Annotated in this window: 12 protein-coding genes and 1 riboswitch; all 12 genes read right to left on the bottom strand. The window is 34.7% G+C overall.

Annotated features, from left to right (window positions below; translation table 11 throughout):
* Positions 1-13: 13 nt before the first annotated feature.
* A complete protein-coding gene (locus ACJ6WR_RS12945) occupies positions 14-2,395 on the bottom strand; it encodes a TonB-dependent receptor (RefSeq protein WP_409415451.1) in 2,382 nt (793 codons plus the stop codon).
* Positions 2,396-2,690: 295 nt separating this feature from the next.
* Positions 2,691-4,100, bottom strand: coding sequence for a pyridoxal phosphate-dependent decarboxylase family protein (locus ACJ6WR_RS12940; protein ID WP_409415450.1), 1,410 nt, complete (start codon positions 4,098-4,100; stop codon positions 2,691-2,693).
* 220 nt (positions 4,101-4,320) lie between these two features.
* Entirely contained in the window at positions 4,321-5,544 is a 1,224-nt protein-coding gene (locus tag ACJ6WR_RS12935; protein WP_409415449.1) for a dicarboxylate/amino acid:cation symporter, read from the bottom strand.
* Positions 5,545-5,619: 75 nt separating this feature from the next.
* Positions 5,620-6,276: a class I SAM-dependent methyltransferase gene (locus ACJ6WR_RS12930; protein ID WP_409415448.1), complete on the bottom strand. Its 657-nt coding sequence runs from the start codon at positions 6,274-6,276 to the stop codon at positions 5,620-5,622.
* Positions 6,277-6,424: 148 nt separating this feature from the next.
* The gene (gene metF, locus ACJ6WR_RS12925; RefSeq protein ID WP_409415447.1) at positions 6,425-7,381 is read right to left on the bottom strand and encodes a methylenetetrahydrofolate reductase [NAD(P)H]; all 957 of its coding nucleotides are present in this window, start codon (positions 7,379-7,381) and stop codon (positions 6,425-6,427) included.
* 98 nt (positions 7,382-7,479) lie between these two features.
* The gene (locus ACJ6WR_RS12920) at positions 7,480-10,560 is read right to left on the bottom strand and encodes a vitamin B12 dependent-methionine synthase activation domain-containing protein (protein ID WP_409415446.1); all 3,081 of its coding nucleotides are present in this window, start codon (positions 10,558-10,560) and stop codon (positions 7,480-7,482) included.
* Positions 10,561-10,836: 276 nt separating this feature from the next.
* Positions 10,837-11,670, bottom strand: a complete 834-nt coding sequence (locus tag ACJ6WR_RS12915) for a KilA-N domain-containing protein (RefSeq protein ID WP_409415445.1) — start codon at positions 11,668-11,670, stop codon at positions 10,837-10,839.
* A gap of 69 nt (positions 11,671-11,739) precedes the next feature.
* Complete coding sequence (locus ACJ6WR_RS12910) at positions 11,740-12,741, bottom strand: homocysteine S-methyltransferase family protein (protein WP_409415444.1); 1,002 nt, start codon at positions 12,739-12,741, stop codon at positions 11,740-11,742.
* Positions 12,742-13,008: 267 nt separating this feature from the next.
* A riboswitch (SAM riboswitch) is annotated at positions 13,009-13,121 on the bottom strand.
* A gap of 431 nt (positions 13,122-13,552) precedes the next feature.
* Complete coding sequence (locus tag ACJ6WR_RS12905) at positions 13,553-14,605, bottom strand: NAD(P)/FAD-dependent oxidoreductase (RefSeq protein WP_039112562.1); 1,053 nt, start codon at positions 14,603-14,605, stop codon at positions 13,553-13,555.
* A 103-nt stretch (positions 14,606-14,708) separates the two neighbouring features.
* Positions 14,709-15,287, bottom strand: coding sequence for a bifunctional precorrin-2 dehydrogenase/sirohydrochlorin ferrochelatase (locus tag ACJ6WR_RS12900; RefSeq protein ID WP_039112454.1), 579 nt, complete (start codon positions 15,285-15,287; stop codon positions 14,709-14,711).
* Positions 15,287-16,063, bottom strand: a complete 777-nt coding sequence (cobA, locus tag ACJ6WR_RS12895; RefSeq protein ID WP_409415443.1) for a uroporphyrinogen-III C-methyltransferase — start codon at positions 16,061-16,063, stop codon at positions 15,287-15,289. The genes ACJ6WR_RS12900 and cobA overlap by 1 nt, the downstream gene beginning before the upstream one ends.
* Positions 16,056-18,146: a nitrite reductase gene (locus tag ACJ6WR_RS12890; protein WP_409415442.1), complete on the bottom strand. Its 2,091-nt coding sequence runs from the start codon at positions 18,144-18,146 to the stop codon at positions 16,056-16,058. The genes cobA and ACJ6WR_RS12890 overlap by 8 nt, the downstream gene beginning before the upstream one ends.
* Positions 18,147-18,235 lie beyond the last annotated feature (89 nt).

Raw genomic sequence — 18,235 nt, 5'->3', positions numbered from 1 at the left:
AGTTCGTTTCAGGCTATTTTAAGAAATAGTGAAATTTAATTGAAAAGGAGCGTCCTTGCTTTTGTAGCTTAAAATTATCATAAGCCAAATCATTTGTTAGATTGTTGCACTCTAAAGAAATATTATACATTCCAGAATTCATAGAATAAGAAATAGATGCATTTTGGATATACTGATTAGGAATTATACTTTTACCTTCTTTTGTACCATAGTTTTCCCATGTAAGGTAATACCAGTGTGTATATTGCAAATCCCAATTAAGCTGTAGATTATTTCCTTTTTTAATAAAGTCCGACTTTCTATATCCTAAATTGGCATTACCAAACATCCAAGGTCTATTAGGCAAGTCATCTTTGTATGTAGCTGATATTGTTCCTGAATTTGATCCATTAGGATATTTCGTGTTGTCAAGCGTGCTTTGATAAGTAAAATTTATCCCAACGTTTATTTTATCCTGATAATTGTACTTAATATCGGCCTCAAGTCCTTTGATAAGAACATTTGATGTATTTTCAAATCTACTTATCTGACTATTCGATTGATAAACAACTGGAGAAATAAAGCCTTTCGCATTTCTTAAATACCCTCCTGTTTCAATAAAAAAATGATGATTTTCCGCTGCATTCTTCCAATAACCACCCAGATTGTAATTGTCGCTATTCTCTGGTTTAAGATTAGGATTAGCTACAACCGAGTACCCATTACCAAACACCTCATCTACTCTTTGTAAGCGATATGCTTTTTCATAAGAAGCTTTTATACCTATAGACGAAGTTATTTTATAGCGTGATGCAATTCCATATCCGGTGTAACCATTGTTATCCCTAACAGTTTCACCCGCTCCAGTTCCAGAATTAGTAATAGCAAAAGGTTGTTCTAACAACATACTATAATATTTTCCAAAAAACGTGTTGGTCAGTTTTTCTTCCAATAAATTCTGTTGATAGGATAGCCCTATAATATGCTTTGTAATTTTCCCAGGATTATAATCTTTGTCAGTAAGCAACTCATCATAAGTCTTGTTTTCGACCTTGTCCAGAGTATAGTTTAGACTTAACGAATTATTATGGTCTATTTTGTAGCTAAGATTCGATCCGATAAAATATTTTGGACGTCGAATATTCCATTTAGTTGCAGGCCCTCCCATTTCTGAAGAAGTAGCTGCCACATAACTTCCATCCCAATAATATTTTCTAAGTGCAGTATCTGTAATAGTATATTGATCGTCTGAATAGGAAGAAAAAAAGCTTAGATCAAGATCTTTTGTAAACAAATTCTTTTTTAAATATCTTAGTGAGAATGAATAAGCATCTCCTCCTCTATGTACTTGACCGTATACTACGTCTTGGTTAGTTCCTGTTTGTATTCCTTTTTCTGTAGCTGAATAACTTCCTCCAATAAAAAACATATCAGCCCAAGATTTATCAACGAAACCTAGTTCTGCCTGCCCCATAGCAGACTTATATTGATCATTGAATCTTTTAAAATCACCAGTAACAAATCGAGAATTATCTTTATCAATCACTTCTATTACTTGCACATCTCGCATTGTGTAATCGTTATCAGAATAATTTAAAAAACCAGAAGCTTTAAAAGTTAATCCTGATTTTTTGTCACGCATCTGTCCTGTTAATGAAGCACTATGCGTATTAAATGATCCTAAACTATATGACATATCAAAATAATTTGATATTTGATGATTCGTAATAATATTTACAGCACCGCCAAGAGCATCAGAACCTAAATTTACTGGTACTACACCTTTATATACTTCAATTCTTTCAGATAAATTAACTGGTATATTGTTTAACGACATTGAGCTCCCCATAATATCCAAAGGCACACCATCTATAAAAAACTTTACGGCACTACCAGAAAGACCATTGATAGAAAAATCAAAATCAGACCCCATACCTCCTTGCTCCCTAACTTTTACCCCAGTAGTTTTATTCAATATTTGACTCAAATTGGATGTAATGTTAGCCATTGACTTAGTATCGACCGCATTAACCTGAAAAGCAGATTCTTTTACTCTGGTTACTTTAGATATTCCTTTAACCTGAACTTCATCTAACGCAGCCATATCTTCTTCAATCGTAAGAGTTGGAACTGTTTGATTTACCTCTTTTAAATTAATCTTTACTTGCTTTGGTTTATATCCAACATAAGTAATAGATAAAATATAGTTTCGTGGTTCTGCTATAATTTCATATTCCCCTTTTTCATTGGTTAATGTTGAATAAGCAGTACCTTTTAGTTCTACAGAAACACCTTCGACAGGTTGCCCGTTATTACCTAAAATGACCCCATTTAATTTTACTTTGTTATTTTGTGAGAAACCTTGAATCGAAGTTAAGAGCACCAGGATTAAGATAAATATTCTATTTATTTTCATTACTTAAAGTTGAAATTAATTTGGCACAAAATTAACATCAATAAACACCATTTCCAAGTTATTTTTAATTATTCTAAATAAAAACGACGATTAACTTTCAAGTAGCCAATTCAATAAAAAATTAATATATTTCTTAGTAAATAATTAAGATTAACTTAAGATTCAATTAAAATTTAACACCTTAAAAGTTAAAACTCAAAGCTTCAATTCGTCAAGAAATAAAAAAAACATAAAAAAGTAGCCCGTTTAACAAATTAAACGGGCTACTTTCAAAAAAATCTATTGTATGTTTTACTTAAATTTTCAACTCTAGAATTGTATTTTTCATTTCTTCTACGATTATTTCAATATCCTTTTCACTTGTTCTCCAGTTCACAAATGAAGCACGAATTCCTTTACGATTTTGATAAACAGTGGGCGTCATAAATACTTTTCCTGTATCATTAAGACGACTCAAGAATGAATTTACTCTCTCCTGATTATGATCTCCCGATAATGTAAAGCAAACATTATTTAGTCTTGTTGGCGCTAATAACTCAAAGTTTTCATTCTCTGTAATAAATGCATCAAATTGCAATGCAAGAGCTACACTATTTTCGACTATATCCTGATATCCTTCTTTTCCGTAAGCTAATAAAGAAAACCAAACTGGCAATGCTTTTAATCTTCTTGAGTTTTCGGGTAAGAAATTTAAGAAACTAAAATTTTCTAATGGATCTCCCAAATAGGGTGCATTCGAATTTTGAAATGTTTCTATCTGTAATATTTTATGTTCTTCTTTTATCAAATAAAAAGCACTTTCGTAAGGGACATTAAGCCATTTATGACAATCTATTGTGATACTGTCAGCATTTTCCCAACCATTTACCAAATGTTTGTATTTAGGCGAACAAGCTGCAAATCCTCCAAAAGCTGCATCAATATGCCACCAGAATTTATACTTCTTTTTTAATTCATTTATTGCTGCAAAATCATCAAAATCGGCTGTATTTACTGTTGCTGCACTTGTAATTACAATAAATGGTTTTCCGTTTAGAGTTTCGATATTTTTTTCTAAATCGGCTACATCTATTGCTTCACGGTTTCCTTCAATTGTTTTTATTTTAGTGAAGTTCTGACTTCCAATACCTAACATTGACAAGCATTTTATAGAAGATGAATGTGGCGTAGATGCAAAAATCGTAATAGGTTCAGATATTCCGTTCTTAGCAAAGTCTTTTCCTAGTTGTTTTCCAATCCATTGTCTTGCAACAGCCAATGAAGTAAAATTAGACATTGTTGCTCCAGTTACAAATCCGCCAAGAAATGATTTTGGCAAATCCAGCAATTGTAATAATAAATTAATTGTCTCAATTTCTATTAAAGCCGAAACTCCTCCTTGTGCTTTTACCGCTTGCGTATTCTGGTCATAAATTGTAGTTAACCAATCACCAACTATAGAAGCTGGTGTACTCCCACCAGTTACAAAACCTAAATATCTTGGTCCTGGCGATGCAATCATTAATGGTGCTAATCGCTGATTAAATTCTTCCAAAGCCGATAATGCGCCTAATCCTTCCTGATTAAGATTTCGGTTGGTCGTTATACTGTTGGAATTGGATGTTGGAATTGAATCGAGAGAATTTAAAAACGCTATTCCTTGTTGTTTTACTTGTTCAAGTATATTTTCTATATCGTTTAAATCTTGTTGAAGTGCTGTATTCATTTTAGATATTATAGTTTAAAATAAAATTAATGCATTATATGGTATCAATGCCTAATCTGTTTAAGAATAAGATTTTATTGTGAAAAAAATAACCATATAAGTAATGTAAGTTCATTTAAGTTTTGCGTTGATTATTCTCTCTTATATTTACTTACATTACTTATATGGTTAAAATAATTTTATTGAATAAATGTTACGACAATTTCATTATGTTAAATCCCTACCATTTCGTTTTTTCCGAAAATCGGGAGACCATCATCGATGAAATCACATCGCCATTGGCATTAAGCAAAGTAGCAATTGGATCTACAAGTGTACCCAAAATCATAGCTACAGGTAAGGCTTCTGCCATTGGTAAACCGTAAACTGTTATCGCCAATACTTCTCCGATATATCCTCCGTTTGGAATTCCGCCCTCAACAATAGAAACGATTACCGTAATTCCCAATGCTAAAAGTATTGTACTTGGTTCGGTAAAATCTTTTCCGAACATGGTAAATAATACGGTGATTTTTAAAATAGATGACATACTCGAACCGTCTTTATGCAATGGCGCTCCTAGCGGAATAACCACGTTCCGGACATGTGCAGGTATTTTCATTTTCTCGGCTGCCAAAAGATTAGCAGGTATTGTTGCAATACTACTACAAGTTCCTATAGCTGTAAGCGCGGGTGTAACATTATTACTCCAGAATACTACAAAGGCTCTTTTTCCTCCTGCTATTAAAGCATACAAACTAAAGAATACGAAGAAATAAAAAATACAGGCTCCATAATAAATCCCTAGGGGTTTAGCGTAAACTCCAAACAATTGTGGCCCATAAAAACTAACCTGATAGGCAAAATAAGCTCCCAAACCTATTGGAGCTAATTTCATAATCATATTTAAAAGCTGTTTCATCACTTCGTTTCCTGAGTCTAGAAAACTCCTGAAAGCATTTCCTTTTTCTCCTGATTGCAAGGTTGCAAATCCTATTAAAAATGAAAAGATAATAAGTGCAAGCATGCTTTTTCGAGACAATAATTCGTAGAAATCATTGGTCGTAAGTAATTGTGCAATTTGGTCGCCAACATTACCTGTTGCAATATTCTCTAATGGAACTTTAGAAACTATAATATTCTGATGGATAGGAAAAAGATAAACAGCAATAATCATTACAATAGCCGAAATAAGAAGTGTTCCTAAGAAAACGGCAATCATAACAACAAATAGCCTTCCTAGCTTTTCTGTTTTCTCTAAATTGGCAATAGAAGAAGTTATCGTAAAAAAGATTAACGGAATAATTGCTGTAAAAAGCAAATTCAAGAAGATATCTCCCAATGGTTTTATAATCTCAACATCTTTACCAAAAACTAATCCTAAAATACTTCCCGCAACTATACCTCCCAGAAGCAAAAGTATACTACTGTAATTTTTTATAAAATTGATTTTTTTAGTCCCCATAGTTTAAAAAGCATTAGTATTTTAAAAATCAATTAAATTACACCAAAAAAGGATTCTAAATTGTTAACTCTAATTTTATTCTTTTTGTAAAACAAGTGTAGTAAATTCTCTATCGACAAGTTCTCCTGTTTTGCTTTTTACTTTTTCGGTCAACGTTTCTGAATCGATGATTTTAAAAGGGCTTTGACTGATTAGTTTTTCAGCTTTTTCTGTATCATAAAGATTGAATTCAAATTCGGTAAACGGAAGTTTCTTCATAAAACTTTCCTGTGCAAATGTTAGGGTAAAGATTCCTTTATTATTAAGCACTCTATATATTTCTAAAAGAAATTTTACTGGCTCTTGCCAAAAGTATAACGTATTTACAGTAAATATTTTATCGAAGGTGGCATCTGGAAACGGAATGGTGTTTCCATCATAAACTGAAAAGAAAGCCTGTTTTTGAGAGACATAGTTTCTGTTTATCTGTCGCGCTTCTCCATACATTAATTCAGACATTTCGAGTCCGTAATATTTTAAATCCGTACTCTGCTGCATTACGTATTCTAAATGCGCTGCGTTACCATGACCAAGTTCTAGTATTTTATCACCTTGAGAGATATTTAAGTTTCGGATTGAACTTAGCGTCATATTGATGTTTGTTTCATGCATCATATTTGCCATTTCAATTCCTTTTTCTCCTTCTGGTTTTTTTAATTGAGATGCGATTGCTTGTAATTCTTCTTTTTCCATAATGTTTAAATTTATAAAATTCCAAACTTTAAATTCCAAATTCCAATTGTTCACAAAGACGAGAGTCATTGCGAGGCACGAAGCAATCACACTAATAATAAGCACTAAAGATATGCTGTATGAGATTGCTTCGTTCCTCGCAATGACATTAAAAAACTTTACTCGCTATTTGACGAATATTTTCGGATTTTCCCATGGAGTAATAATGCAAAACCGGAACTCCTGCAGCTTTAAGCTCTAATGATTGCTGAATTGCCCATTCGATACCAACTTGTCGTATCTCGACATTATTTTTACATTTATCGACTTCGCTAATTAAGTCTTCGGGTAAATCGATACGGAAAATTTGAGGTAAAACCTGCAAATGTCTTTGTACAGCAATTGGTTTAATTCCTGGGATAATAGGAATTGTAATCCCCATTTCGCGTGCTCTTTTTACAAACTCGAAGTATTTTGAATTGTCAAAAAACATTTGTGTTACCACATAATCAGCACCAGCATCAACTTTTTCTTTTAGTCTTTTTAAGTCAGAAGTTAAGGATGGGGATTCTAAATGCTTCTCTGGATATCCTGCAACACCAATACAAAAATCGGCTTTGTTATCAACATCCATTACTTCGTGTAAATACTTTCCACAATTTAGTTCATTGATTTGTTTAACTAAATCTATCGCAAAACTGTTTCCTCCGATTTTTGGTACGAAAGATTGTTCATCTTTCATAGCATCACCACGAAGCGCCATTACATTATTGATTCCTAGATAGTGACAATCTACCAACATATACTCGGTTTCTTCTTGAGTAAACCCACCGCAAAGTAAATGCGGTACAGTGTCTACATTATATTTATGTTTTATAGAAGCACAAATTCCCAGTGTTCCCGGACGCATACGAGTTAATTTTTTATCTAAAAGTCCGTTGCCTTTATCAATATAAATATACTCTTCGCGAGAAGTTGTTACATCTATAAATGGCGGTTTAAACTCCATTAACGGATCAATATTGTCGTATAATTCCTGAATACTTTTCCCTTTTTGGGGCGGAATAATCTCAAATGAGAATAATGTATTTCCGTTGGCGTTTTCTATATGTTGTGTTACTTTCATAATCAGCCCCCTAACCCCCGAAGGGGGAATTCCTGAAAGGGGTCATCAGGTTTGTGTTATTTTTTTCTGCCTTACTTCCCCCTTCGGGGGCTAGGGGGCTAATCTGCTATATTAGGATTTAACCATTTCATAGCTTTATCTGTCGAAATACTTCGGCGTTTGGCGTAATCTACAACTTGGTCTTCTTTTATTTTTCCGAGTCCAAAATATTTACTTTTCGGATTTCCAAAATAATATCCTGAAACCGAAGATGCTGGCCACATCGCCATACTTTCAGTAAGGGTTACTCCTATTTCTTCTTCTACATTTAGTAATTTCCAGATTGTTGGCTTTTCTAAATGGTCTGGACAAGCAGGATATCCTGGCGCTGGACGAATTCCTTTATAATTTTCTTCGATTAAATCTTCTGTCGATAATGATTCGTCTACGTCATAACCCCAAAAATCTTTACGCACTTCTTCGTGTAGATATTCGGCGAAAGCCTCTGCAAAACGGTCTGCTAATGCTTTTACCATGATCGAATTGTAATCGTCTAAATCTTTTTCAAATTCGGCAGCCCATTCGTCTACTCCAAAACCTGTTGTTACACAAAATGCTCCCATATAATCGGTAACTCCTGAATCTTTTGGCAAAATAAAATCCGACAAAGCAATGTTTGGTGCGCCTTTTGTTTTTTGTGATTGCTGACGAAGCGTTAAGAATTTCTCCAGAACTTTTCCGTTTTCATCACGCAATTCGATATCGTCATCATCTACCTGATTCGCAGGGAAAATTCCGTAAATACCTTTTGCAGTTAGCTTTTTCTCTGCCAAAATTACTTTCAGCATGTCCTGTGCATCTGCAAAAACCGAAGTTGCTTGTTCTCCAACTACCTCATCGGTTAAAATCGCTGGGTATTTCCCAAACAATTCCCATGTTCTAAAAAACGGTGTCCAGTCGATATACGGTACCAAAACATCCAACTCTACTTCGATTACTTTTGCTCCAATAAATTTTGGTTTGGTTGGCGTGTATTCTGCCCAATCCAATTGTAATTTATTTTTACGCGCTTGCTCAATCGTTAGGAAGTTTTTATCTCTCGAACGATTTAAAAACGTTTCTCTAAACGCATCATAATCTGCACGAATATCGCTTGCGTATATTTTGCGATTATGGTCTAAAAGATTTCCTGCAACGGTAACGGCTCTCGAAGCATCGTTTACGTGAATTACAGTTTCTCTATATTGAGGTGCAATTTTCACGGCTGTATGCGCGCGCGAAGTCGTTGCTCCACCAATCATAATCGGGATTTTAATTCCTTGTTTATCTAGTTCTTTTGCCAAATACACCATTTCGTCAAGCGAAGGTGTAATCAATCCGCTTAGACCAATAATATCAACATTATGTTCTATCGCGGCAGCAATAATTTTTTCTGGAGGCACCATAACACCAAGATCTACAATCTCGTAATTGTTACAGGCTAAAACAACCGAAACGATATTTTTACCAATATCGTGAACGTCACCTTTTACAGTTGCAATTAGTATCTTTCCTGCCCCCCCCGCCCCCGAAGGGGGAGCCTCTAATGCATCTTTAATAGTAGCTAAAACTTTTTCTAATCCAGTTAAAACTTCTGTGTTTGTAAATCTTAATACTTGAAATCCTTGCTCATTCAACCATTTAGTTCTTTCTAAATCGCTTGCTACATTTTCAGGCAGTTGATGAATTAACCCATCAACTTCAATTATAATACGTTCTTTTAAACACACAAAATCCGCAATATAATCGCCTATAATATGTTGTCTCCTAAATTTATACCCTTCTAATTGTTTTCCACTTAATTGGTCCCATAAAATCTTTTCAGTTTCAGTAGGTTTATTTCTCATATCCAAAGAAAACTGCTTCAACAATCCATAATTCATCGGATTTGCAGTTTCCCAATGTTGTGAGGTTTTAACTCCCCCTTCGGGGGCTGGGGGGCGTTTTTGTGCATCTATGAAAGGCAATAAATAAGCAACAGCTTTTTTCATTACACGTGCTGATTTTACTACCTGTGGTAAAAACATTTTTCCGCTTCCGAATAAATCTCCAACAACGTTCATTCCCGTCATCAAATTGATTTCGATAACTTCAATTGGTTTTGTAGCAGCCAGACGCGCTTCTTCGACATCTATTTCTATAAAAGCATCAATACCTTTTACCAATGAATGTGTAATACGCTCCTGAACCGTTCCTAAACGCCATTCCTGAATCGCTTTTTCATCTGATTTTACTTCGCCTTTTACATTCTCTGCAAAATCTAAAAGTCTTTCAGTTGCATCGTCACGTCTGTTAAGAATTACATCTTCTACGTGTTCTAATAAATCTTTAGGGATATCATCATAAATAGAAAGCATCTCTGGATTTACAATTCCCATTGTCATTCCGTTCTGAATTGCGTGGTATAAAAACACCGAGTGCATCGCTTCACGAACATGATCATTTCCTCTAAAAGAGAATGAAACGTTACTTACACCACCGCTGATATGCGCGTGAGGCAAATTATCACGAACCCATTTTGTACCTCTAAAAAAGTCCAAAGCATTCAGGCGATGTTCTTCCATTCCGGTTGCAACAGGAAAAATATTTAAATCGAAAATAATATCCTGTGGAGGAAAATTGACTTTATTAACCAAAATATCATACGAACGCTGACAAATTTCGACTCTACGTTCAAAATTATCTGCCTGACCTACTTCATCAAAAGCCATGATAATAGCCGCAGCTCCGTAACGTTTGATTAGTTTGGCGTGGTGAATAAAAGCTTCTTCTCCTTCTTTTAACGAAATCGAGTTTACAACACTTTTTCCTTGTACTACTTTAAGACCCGCTTCGATGATTTCCCATTTCGAACTGTCGATCATAATCGGCACTCTCGAAATATCGGGTTCTGATGCTATTAAATTCAGGAATTTTGTCATTGCCTGAACACCATCAAGCATTCCTTCATCCATATTTATATCGATGATCTGCGCTCCACCTTCTACTTGTTGTCTTGCAATATCAAGTGCCTCGTCATATTTCTCTTCCTTGATTAGGCGAAGGAATTTTCTTGAACCCGTAACATTTGTACGTTCACCAATATTTACAAAAACACTGTTAGGCGTAATAATCAACGGTTCTAATCCTGCTAATACAAGGTCTCTTCTATTTTCTGCCATTTCTTTTTAATTTTCAACGGAATAAATTCCGTAGCTACAAATATGTCGTTCCTCTGGAACTTTTATTTTAACGTCTTGCTTGTCCTTGCGAGGAACGAAGCAATCTCATTCTATTATTTCACAATCTTACTTTGGGCGTGTTTCGCCGCAGCGAATCGGGCTATCCGTTCTTAGTCCTCGCACTTCCTTCGTCAGGCTGTGGGCTATCCTCTTCTATCCCTCACGCAAATTCGGTTTCATAAGAAATCTTTATATTTTCCAAGATCTTAATTATTCTTATATTATTTTCTTTTGTTCTATTCTCAAAAGAGAAGTCATTTGTTCGATCGCCATTTTATTCAATCGCAACACCCTTTCATCTTGAGTTAAGCCTAACTTTATTAATTCAGCATTCATGCTTTCAATATTTACCAAAATAATAAGTTGATGATATGTAGCTTCGTCTCTTATATTTCCTTTTACATCAGGATTCTGTATTTTCCATTGTTTTGCAGTAACTCCAAATAATGCAATATTTAAAACATCAGCTTCGTTTGCATATACAATCCCTTTTAATGTTTGAGCAATATCCTTAGGAATTAAATTTTCTTTTATTGCGTCCGTATGTATACGATAATTAATTTTAGACAATTCCCTACTTAAATTCCAATTTAAAGATAAGCGACTATTCTCATCCGTTTTTAACCTTTGATAATCCTTAATAATATATAACTTAAATTCTGCCGATACCCACGAGGCAAACTCAAAAGCAATATCTTTATGTGCAAAAGTCCCCCCATATCTGCCTGATTTTGAAATAATACCAATAGCATTTGTTGTATTTATCCATTTTTGGGGAGATAACGTAAAAGCGTTTGTTCCTGCTTCATTTTTAAACCTATCGAATTCGATAGGTTTAAAATTAGGATTATTTAATTGCTCCCATAATCCTACAAAAAGAATTGTATCTTTACTTCTAAGCCAATTATTCACAACAATAAAAGCATCATCTGCATTTTTAAATTTAGCAATATCTGTTAACGAAAGATAATCGTTGTCGTCACCAAAATGCAAAACAGCTACTTCAGCTCCATTAGCATTCAATATTACCTTTTGCTTAATTTTTTCCATCTATCTAATATTACCAATATTTCAATCTAATGCTTTTATTCTTCTTATTACAAACCTTGCAGGAAAACGTTACACCAACACCGGCGCAACTCTCGGTTTATAATCCTTCGCTATTTCAGCAATTAATCTAATATGTTCCGGCGTTGTTCCGCAACAACCTCCGATGATGTTGATTAAATTATCTTCTAAATATTCTTTGATGAATGCCTGTGTTTGTTCTGGTGTCTCGTCATATTGTCCGAATGCATTAGGCAAACCTGCATTTGGGTGTGCCGAAACGTTAAAACTGGTATGTTGTGCTAATGTTTTAAGATATGGCTTTAACAAATCGGCTCCAAGAGCACAATTAAATCCTACACTTAATAGCGGAATATGTGATACCGAAATCAGGAAAGCTTCAACTGTTTGCCCCGAAAGTGTTCTTCCTGAAGCATCTGTAATTGTTCCCGAAACCATAATCGGAATTTCGATATTACGTTCTTCTTTTACTTCTTCGATTGCAAAAAGTGCAGCTTTGGCATTTAATGTATCAAAGATGGTTTCTACCAACAGTAAATCGCAGCCACCATCCATTAAGGCTTCTACTTGTTGTTTGTAGGCAATACGTAAATCATCAAACGTTACGGCTCTGTAACCTGGATCGTTTACATCTGGTGACATACTTGCTGTACGGTTTGTTGGCCCAATTGAACCGGCAACGAAACGTGGTTTATCAGGATTTTTAGCTGTAAACTCATCGGCTACTTCTCGGGCTAGTTTAGCCGACTCGTAGTTTAATTCGTAAACGTACTCTTCCAGGAAATAATCGGCCATACCGATTGTTGTTCCCGAGAATGTGTTCGTCTCTACGATGTCGGCACCCGCTTCATAATAAGCGGCGTGGACATCGCGAATTGCTTGTGGTTGTGTTATGGATAGTAAATCGTTGTTTCCTTTTAAGGGATGTGGAAAGTCTTTGAAGCGTTCTCCACGAAAATCTTCTTCGGAAAAATTATAGCGTTGTAACATTGTTCCCATTGCTCCATCGAGCACGAGTATGTTTTTTTTAATTGCTTCTTGAATTGTTGACATGTTTTTTCTTTTCTTGCAATGACGCTAAGGCGCAAAGCTTTTATTAAATATTACCAAAAATTCAATATCATAGCCTTTTAGCCCCGAGTGCAGCGGTATCCTTTTTTTCTGGTCCCGAAGCCTCGGGATAGAAAAAAAGATATAGCGGAAAGCGGGAATGTTTTGGGCAAAAATGCGCCAATAATTCGCTTCTGATACTGAAATTTTATTCAGTTAATATCGATAAGTTTGTCAAGAAAAGTTTTGAGAAATACATTGCTGTATTATGTGTTATCTATCTTTAATACAGTAAATGTATAAAGTAGAATGTAGCACCTTCTTTATGATAAAGGGTTGCTAAGGTTTCAATGGGTCTATCCCTCCGCCTTTCGTGATAACTTTCAATAAATATATGAACAGTGCAAAGTAAACACATAGCGCTAACAATTGCAAGTGTTTTTTAAAGATTCTGAGGAACTAAGTTACTAAGGGTTTTAGGGTTGACGTTTAGCATCAAAAAATTAAGAATAAATTCTAGTAAGTTTAAAGATAATTAACATTCTTATACACCTGAAATTCTATTATTATCAATTTATAGCCCGCGGTTTCAACCGTGGGATACGGATCGTGATTATATATTGTGTTCCAGTGGTTGAAACCACTGGCTATGTTTTTAAATTATTCCCAAATGTTCTGAAAGATATGAATGTGTAATAAAACGAAATTGCCCTATATTATTAAAAAAAATAAAGCTCAAACTTGATAACAAGTTTGAGCTTTATATATAAAAATCTTAGTCCCTTAGAAACTTAGCTTCTTAGAGGCTTAAAAATTAAACTATTGCTTTAACAACAGCTTTTGGAGCTTCTTTACGAGTTCCATCAAATCCGTCGACTCCTGAAACGGTAGTATATTTAAGCACGTATTTTTTTCCTGGATTGATAATTTGGTATGCTGCCTGACACATAAGTGTTGCTTCGTGGAATCCGCAAAGAATCAATTTTAATTTTCCTGGGTAAGTATTAACGTCTCCAATAGCAAAGATTCCCGGAATATTAGTTTGATAATCTAATGCATTGTTTACTTTAATAGCATTTTTCTCAATCTCTAATCCCCAGTCTCCGATTGGTCCTAATTTTGGTGTTAATCCGAAAAGTGGAATGAAATAATCGGTTTCGATTTTACGGTGTGCTCCGTTTTCTTCGATATCTAATGATTCAATATGCTCAGCACCATTGATTCCGATAACTTCTGCTGGTGTAATTAATTTAATTTTTCCAGCTGTTTTTAATTCTTGTACTTTCTCTACAGAATCTAAAGCTCCTCTAAATTCGTTTCTACGGTGAATTAAAGTTACTTCTGAAGCTACATTAGAAAGGAATATACTCCAGTCTAAAGCTGAATCTCCTCCTCCTGCAATTACGACTCTTTTATCTCTGAATTTTTCTGGATTCTTGATGAAGTATTTTACTCCTTTATTTTCATAAAACTCGATATCTTCAATAAGTGGCTTACGTGGCTCAAAACTTCCTAAACCTCCTGCAATAGCTACAACTGCTGCATGAATTTTTGTTCCTTTATTTGAGGTTACAATAAAACTTCCGTCTTCTTGCTTGTCTATTGTTTCAGCACGTTCTCCTAATGTAAAACCTGGTTCGAATTGCTTTATTTGCTCCATTAAGTTATCTACCAAATCTCCTGCTAATACTTCTGGAAATCCAGGGATATCATAGATAGGTTTCTTAGGATATAATTCTGAAAGTTGCCCTCCTACTTGAGGTAAAGCATCTAGTATATGGCATTTTAATTTTAATAATCCTGCCTCAAAAACGGCAAATAAACCAGTTGGACCAGCTCCTATTATAAGTATGTCTGTTTTAATCATTTTATTGTTGTTTATAATCATTCTTAATAAATACAAAGAAACAAATAATTTACACTATTTTCAATGATTTTTATCATTCATTTCTTCCTTTGTCCAAAAAAAATTACTGTGTATTTTTTAGTGAAGCAGTAATCTCATTCATTTTTTTAACCTTATCTTCAAAATTCCCCTTTAAGGTTTTTCGATATTCGTTAAGGTTTTCTACCATCTGGTTGATATCTTCGGGAATTATTTCTTCGAAAAATTCTCGTAGCCTTTTGGCAGTGGTCGGTGATTTACCATTTGTCGAAATGGCAATTTTTACATTTCCTTTGGTTACGATTCCACCTAAGTAATAATCACATAATTCGGGGGTATCGGCAATATTACATATGAGATATCTTTCTGTAGATAAATCGTATATTCTTTTGTTAACCAATAAATCGTCGGTACAGGCAATAACCATATGCCTCCTTTTAAGCATTTTCTTTTTGAACTTTGCCTTTGTTAGCGTTAGATTATACTTCTCTGCCAAGATTTCTATTTCTGGCAAAAAAGTGGTTGCAACAACCTCAACATTGGCATTAGGACTTGATTTTAATAAAAAGGAAAGCTTCTCTAATCCCACATTTCCACCGCCTACAATAAGTACATTAAGCTTATGCAGTTTTAAAAAAATGGGATACAATTCGTTTCTTTCCATTATAATCGTATTTGACTTGATACAAATTCTTCGTAAAATCCTTTTAATTTGGTACTTTCTCTAACTACTTCTCCAATGATAATAATAGCTGGTGAACCTAGTTTGTTTTCTGCAGCGATTTCTTGGATTGTATTTATCGTTCCTACTCCTACTTTTTCCTCTGGCGTTGTTCCGTTTTGAATAATCGCTATCGGTGTTTCTCCCTTTGATTCTTTTTGGAATAAAGCTACTATTTGCGATAGTTTACTCATCCCCATCAGGATAACTACTGTTGCAGAAGATTGTGCTGCAAGAGCAACATCTGATGATAATTTTCTATCGGAAGTTGTTCCTGTAATTGCCCAAAAACTCTCTGAAACTCCTCTTTTGGTTATCGAAATTCCCTGATAAGCAGGAACTGCAATTACCGATGAGATTCCAGGTACTACAAAAGTAGGAATTCCAAAACTCTCTACGTATTCTATTTCTTCGCTTCCACGACCAAATACAAATGGGTCTCCACCTTTTAGTCGTACTACATTTCCGTAAGTTAATGCATTATCAACAATCAATTGATTTATCTGGTCTTGTGTGTAGGCATGGTTTCCTACTCGCTTGCCAACAAAAATTCGGATTGCATTTTTAGGTGCATATTCTAAAATTTCTTCATTTGCCAAAGCATCGTACAAAACCACATTTGCCTCAGCAAGTGCTTTTACACCTTTTAAAGTCATCAAATCTGGATCGCCCGGACCTGCTCCGACTAAAGTTACTTTGGGTTTTACTGTATTAAGCATTAGCTAAATCTTTGGCTCTATATTTTTCTATTGTATCAAAAAAAGCAATTCCTTCTTGTATATATTGTTTTGCAAATGCTTCTGAAGGTTCTACTTTATTGATTTGGTATACCAATTCTTTAAAAGTTGTTGGCAATTCAATTTTAGAAGTTGCTACAAAAACAGTATCAAACAAATCAACAATTCCTGCGTGATTATTTGTTTTTTCATCTTCTGAAAGTAATAATGCTTTTGCTCCATTTACAAATCCTGCATAGGCATGGTAAATAGCATCAGACCATTTATTTTCGTCGAATGATTCTTGTGCAAATGTTAATTTATCTTTTGCTTCTAATAATAAAGTAGCAACTAAATCGATAACAACACCAGCGCATTCTCCTACTCCAACTGCTTTTACATAGTTGTCGGCATTACCCCAATCTACAAAATCAGCTTCGGTTAAATTGGTTACATCAGCAAAAGGTTTTAAGATTTCGTAGAAATATTTCTCTCCTTTTAAGTCGTAATAATTTAGGAATTTTTCTCCGTTTGCGTTGGCATCAAAGTCATTTAAGATAGTACGCAAAGCATCTGGTCCTCTACGGCTTGGAATCTTAATTACTTTATCGGCAAAACGTCCTGCTCCATTTCCTAATTTTCCTCCTCCCAATAAAACTTGTAACGCTGGTGCTACTAATTTTCCTGAGTTAATTGACATTCCCTGAAACCCGATTGCTGACATATTGTGTTGTCCACAAGCATTCATACAACCACTAATTTTTATTTCGATTTCATGGTTATTACTATACTGAGGATATTCGGCATTTAATACTTTTTCTAGTTCTTCCGCAATTCCGGTACTACTTGCAATCCCAAGATTACAAGTATCTGTACCCGGACAAGCTGTAATATCGGCAGTAGAATTATACCCTAGATTTACAAAACCTAATTTGGCTAATTCCTGATAAAAGAAGGGCAGATTCTCTTCTTTTACATGACGTATTACAATATTTTGACGCAATGAAAAACGTAATTCATTTGCTGCATAATTCTTAATCAAATCAGCTAATAATCTTGCTTTATCGGTGTAAAAATCTCCTAATAAAACTTTGATTCCGATAGCATAATATCCTTCTTGTTTTTGAGCAATTACGTTTGATTTTTTCCAAGCTTCATACCCTTTAGTATCTTCAATAGTAACCGCTGGAACTGGTAATAATGTTTCTGGAATTGGTGCTTCAAAAGCTGTTGTATCTATTTCATAAGTTTCAAAAGCAATCGCTTTTTTCTCTTGTTCAACCAAATCCATAAAGGTATCTCTTCCTATTTCTTTGATTAAAAACTTCAAACGTGCTTTCATTCTTTTTGCACGTTCTCCGTATCTGTCAAAAATACGAATTACACCTTCTGCCGTTGGAATGATTTGGTTTGCAGGTACAAATTCCGAAAGTAATTCGGCATGTGCTGGTTGTGAACCTAATCCTCCTCCTAACATTATTTTGAAACCACGAACACCATCTACTACTTTTGGAATAAATCCTAAATCGTGTAAGTAACTCAAAGCCGTATCTTCATCTGATGATGAGAACGAAATTTTAAATTTACGTCCCATTTCCTGACAAATAGGATTTCTTAACAAATACTGAAACAAAGCGTGTGCATAAGGCGAAACATCAAATGGTTCGTTTACATCTACACCCGCCAATTCGCTTGCTGTAATATTACGAACGGTGTTTCCACAAGCTTCACGCAAGGTAACATCGTCTTTGGCTAAATTCGCCCAAAGCTCTGGAGTTCTGTCTAAACTTACATAGTGAATCTGAATGTCCTGACGTGTTGTAATATGTAAACGCCCTGTAGAATATTCATCAGAAACTTTAGTAATACGCACTAATTGCTCGCTGGTAACTTTACCAAAAGGCAATTTAATACGAATCATTTGAACGCCTTCCTGACGTTGCCCGTAGATTCCACGTGCTAAACGAAGACTACGAAAACGTTCATCATCAATTTTTCCTCCACGGAATAAATGAATCTTTTTTTCTAAATCGATAATCTCTTTCTGAACTATCGGATTTTCTATTTCTGTTCTAAAACTTTCCATTTCTTTTTAATGCTTTAGGCTTTAGGCAATAAGCTGTAGGCTTTCTTGCGTACCTTGTTATACGTTTTTTGCTAAAAGCTTACAGCCTA

Origin of the sequence: Flavobacterium sp. PS2 (assembly GCF_046250155.1) — a bacterium.
Taxonomy (GTDB): domain Bacteria; phylum Bacteroidota; class Bacteroidia; order Flavobacteriales; family Flavobacteriaceae; genus Flavobacterium.
Note: the sequence above shows the minus strand (reverse complement) of the source record. Positions and strands in the feature narration are given on the sequence as shown.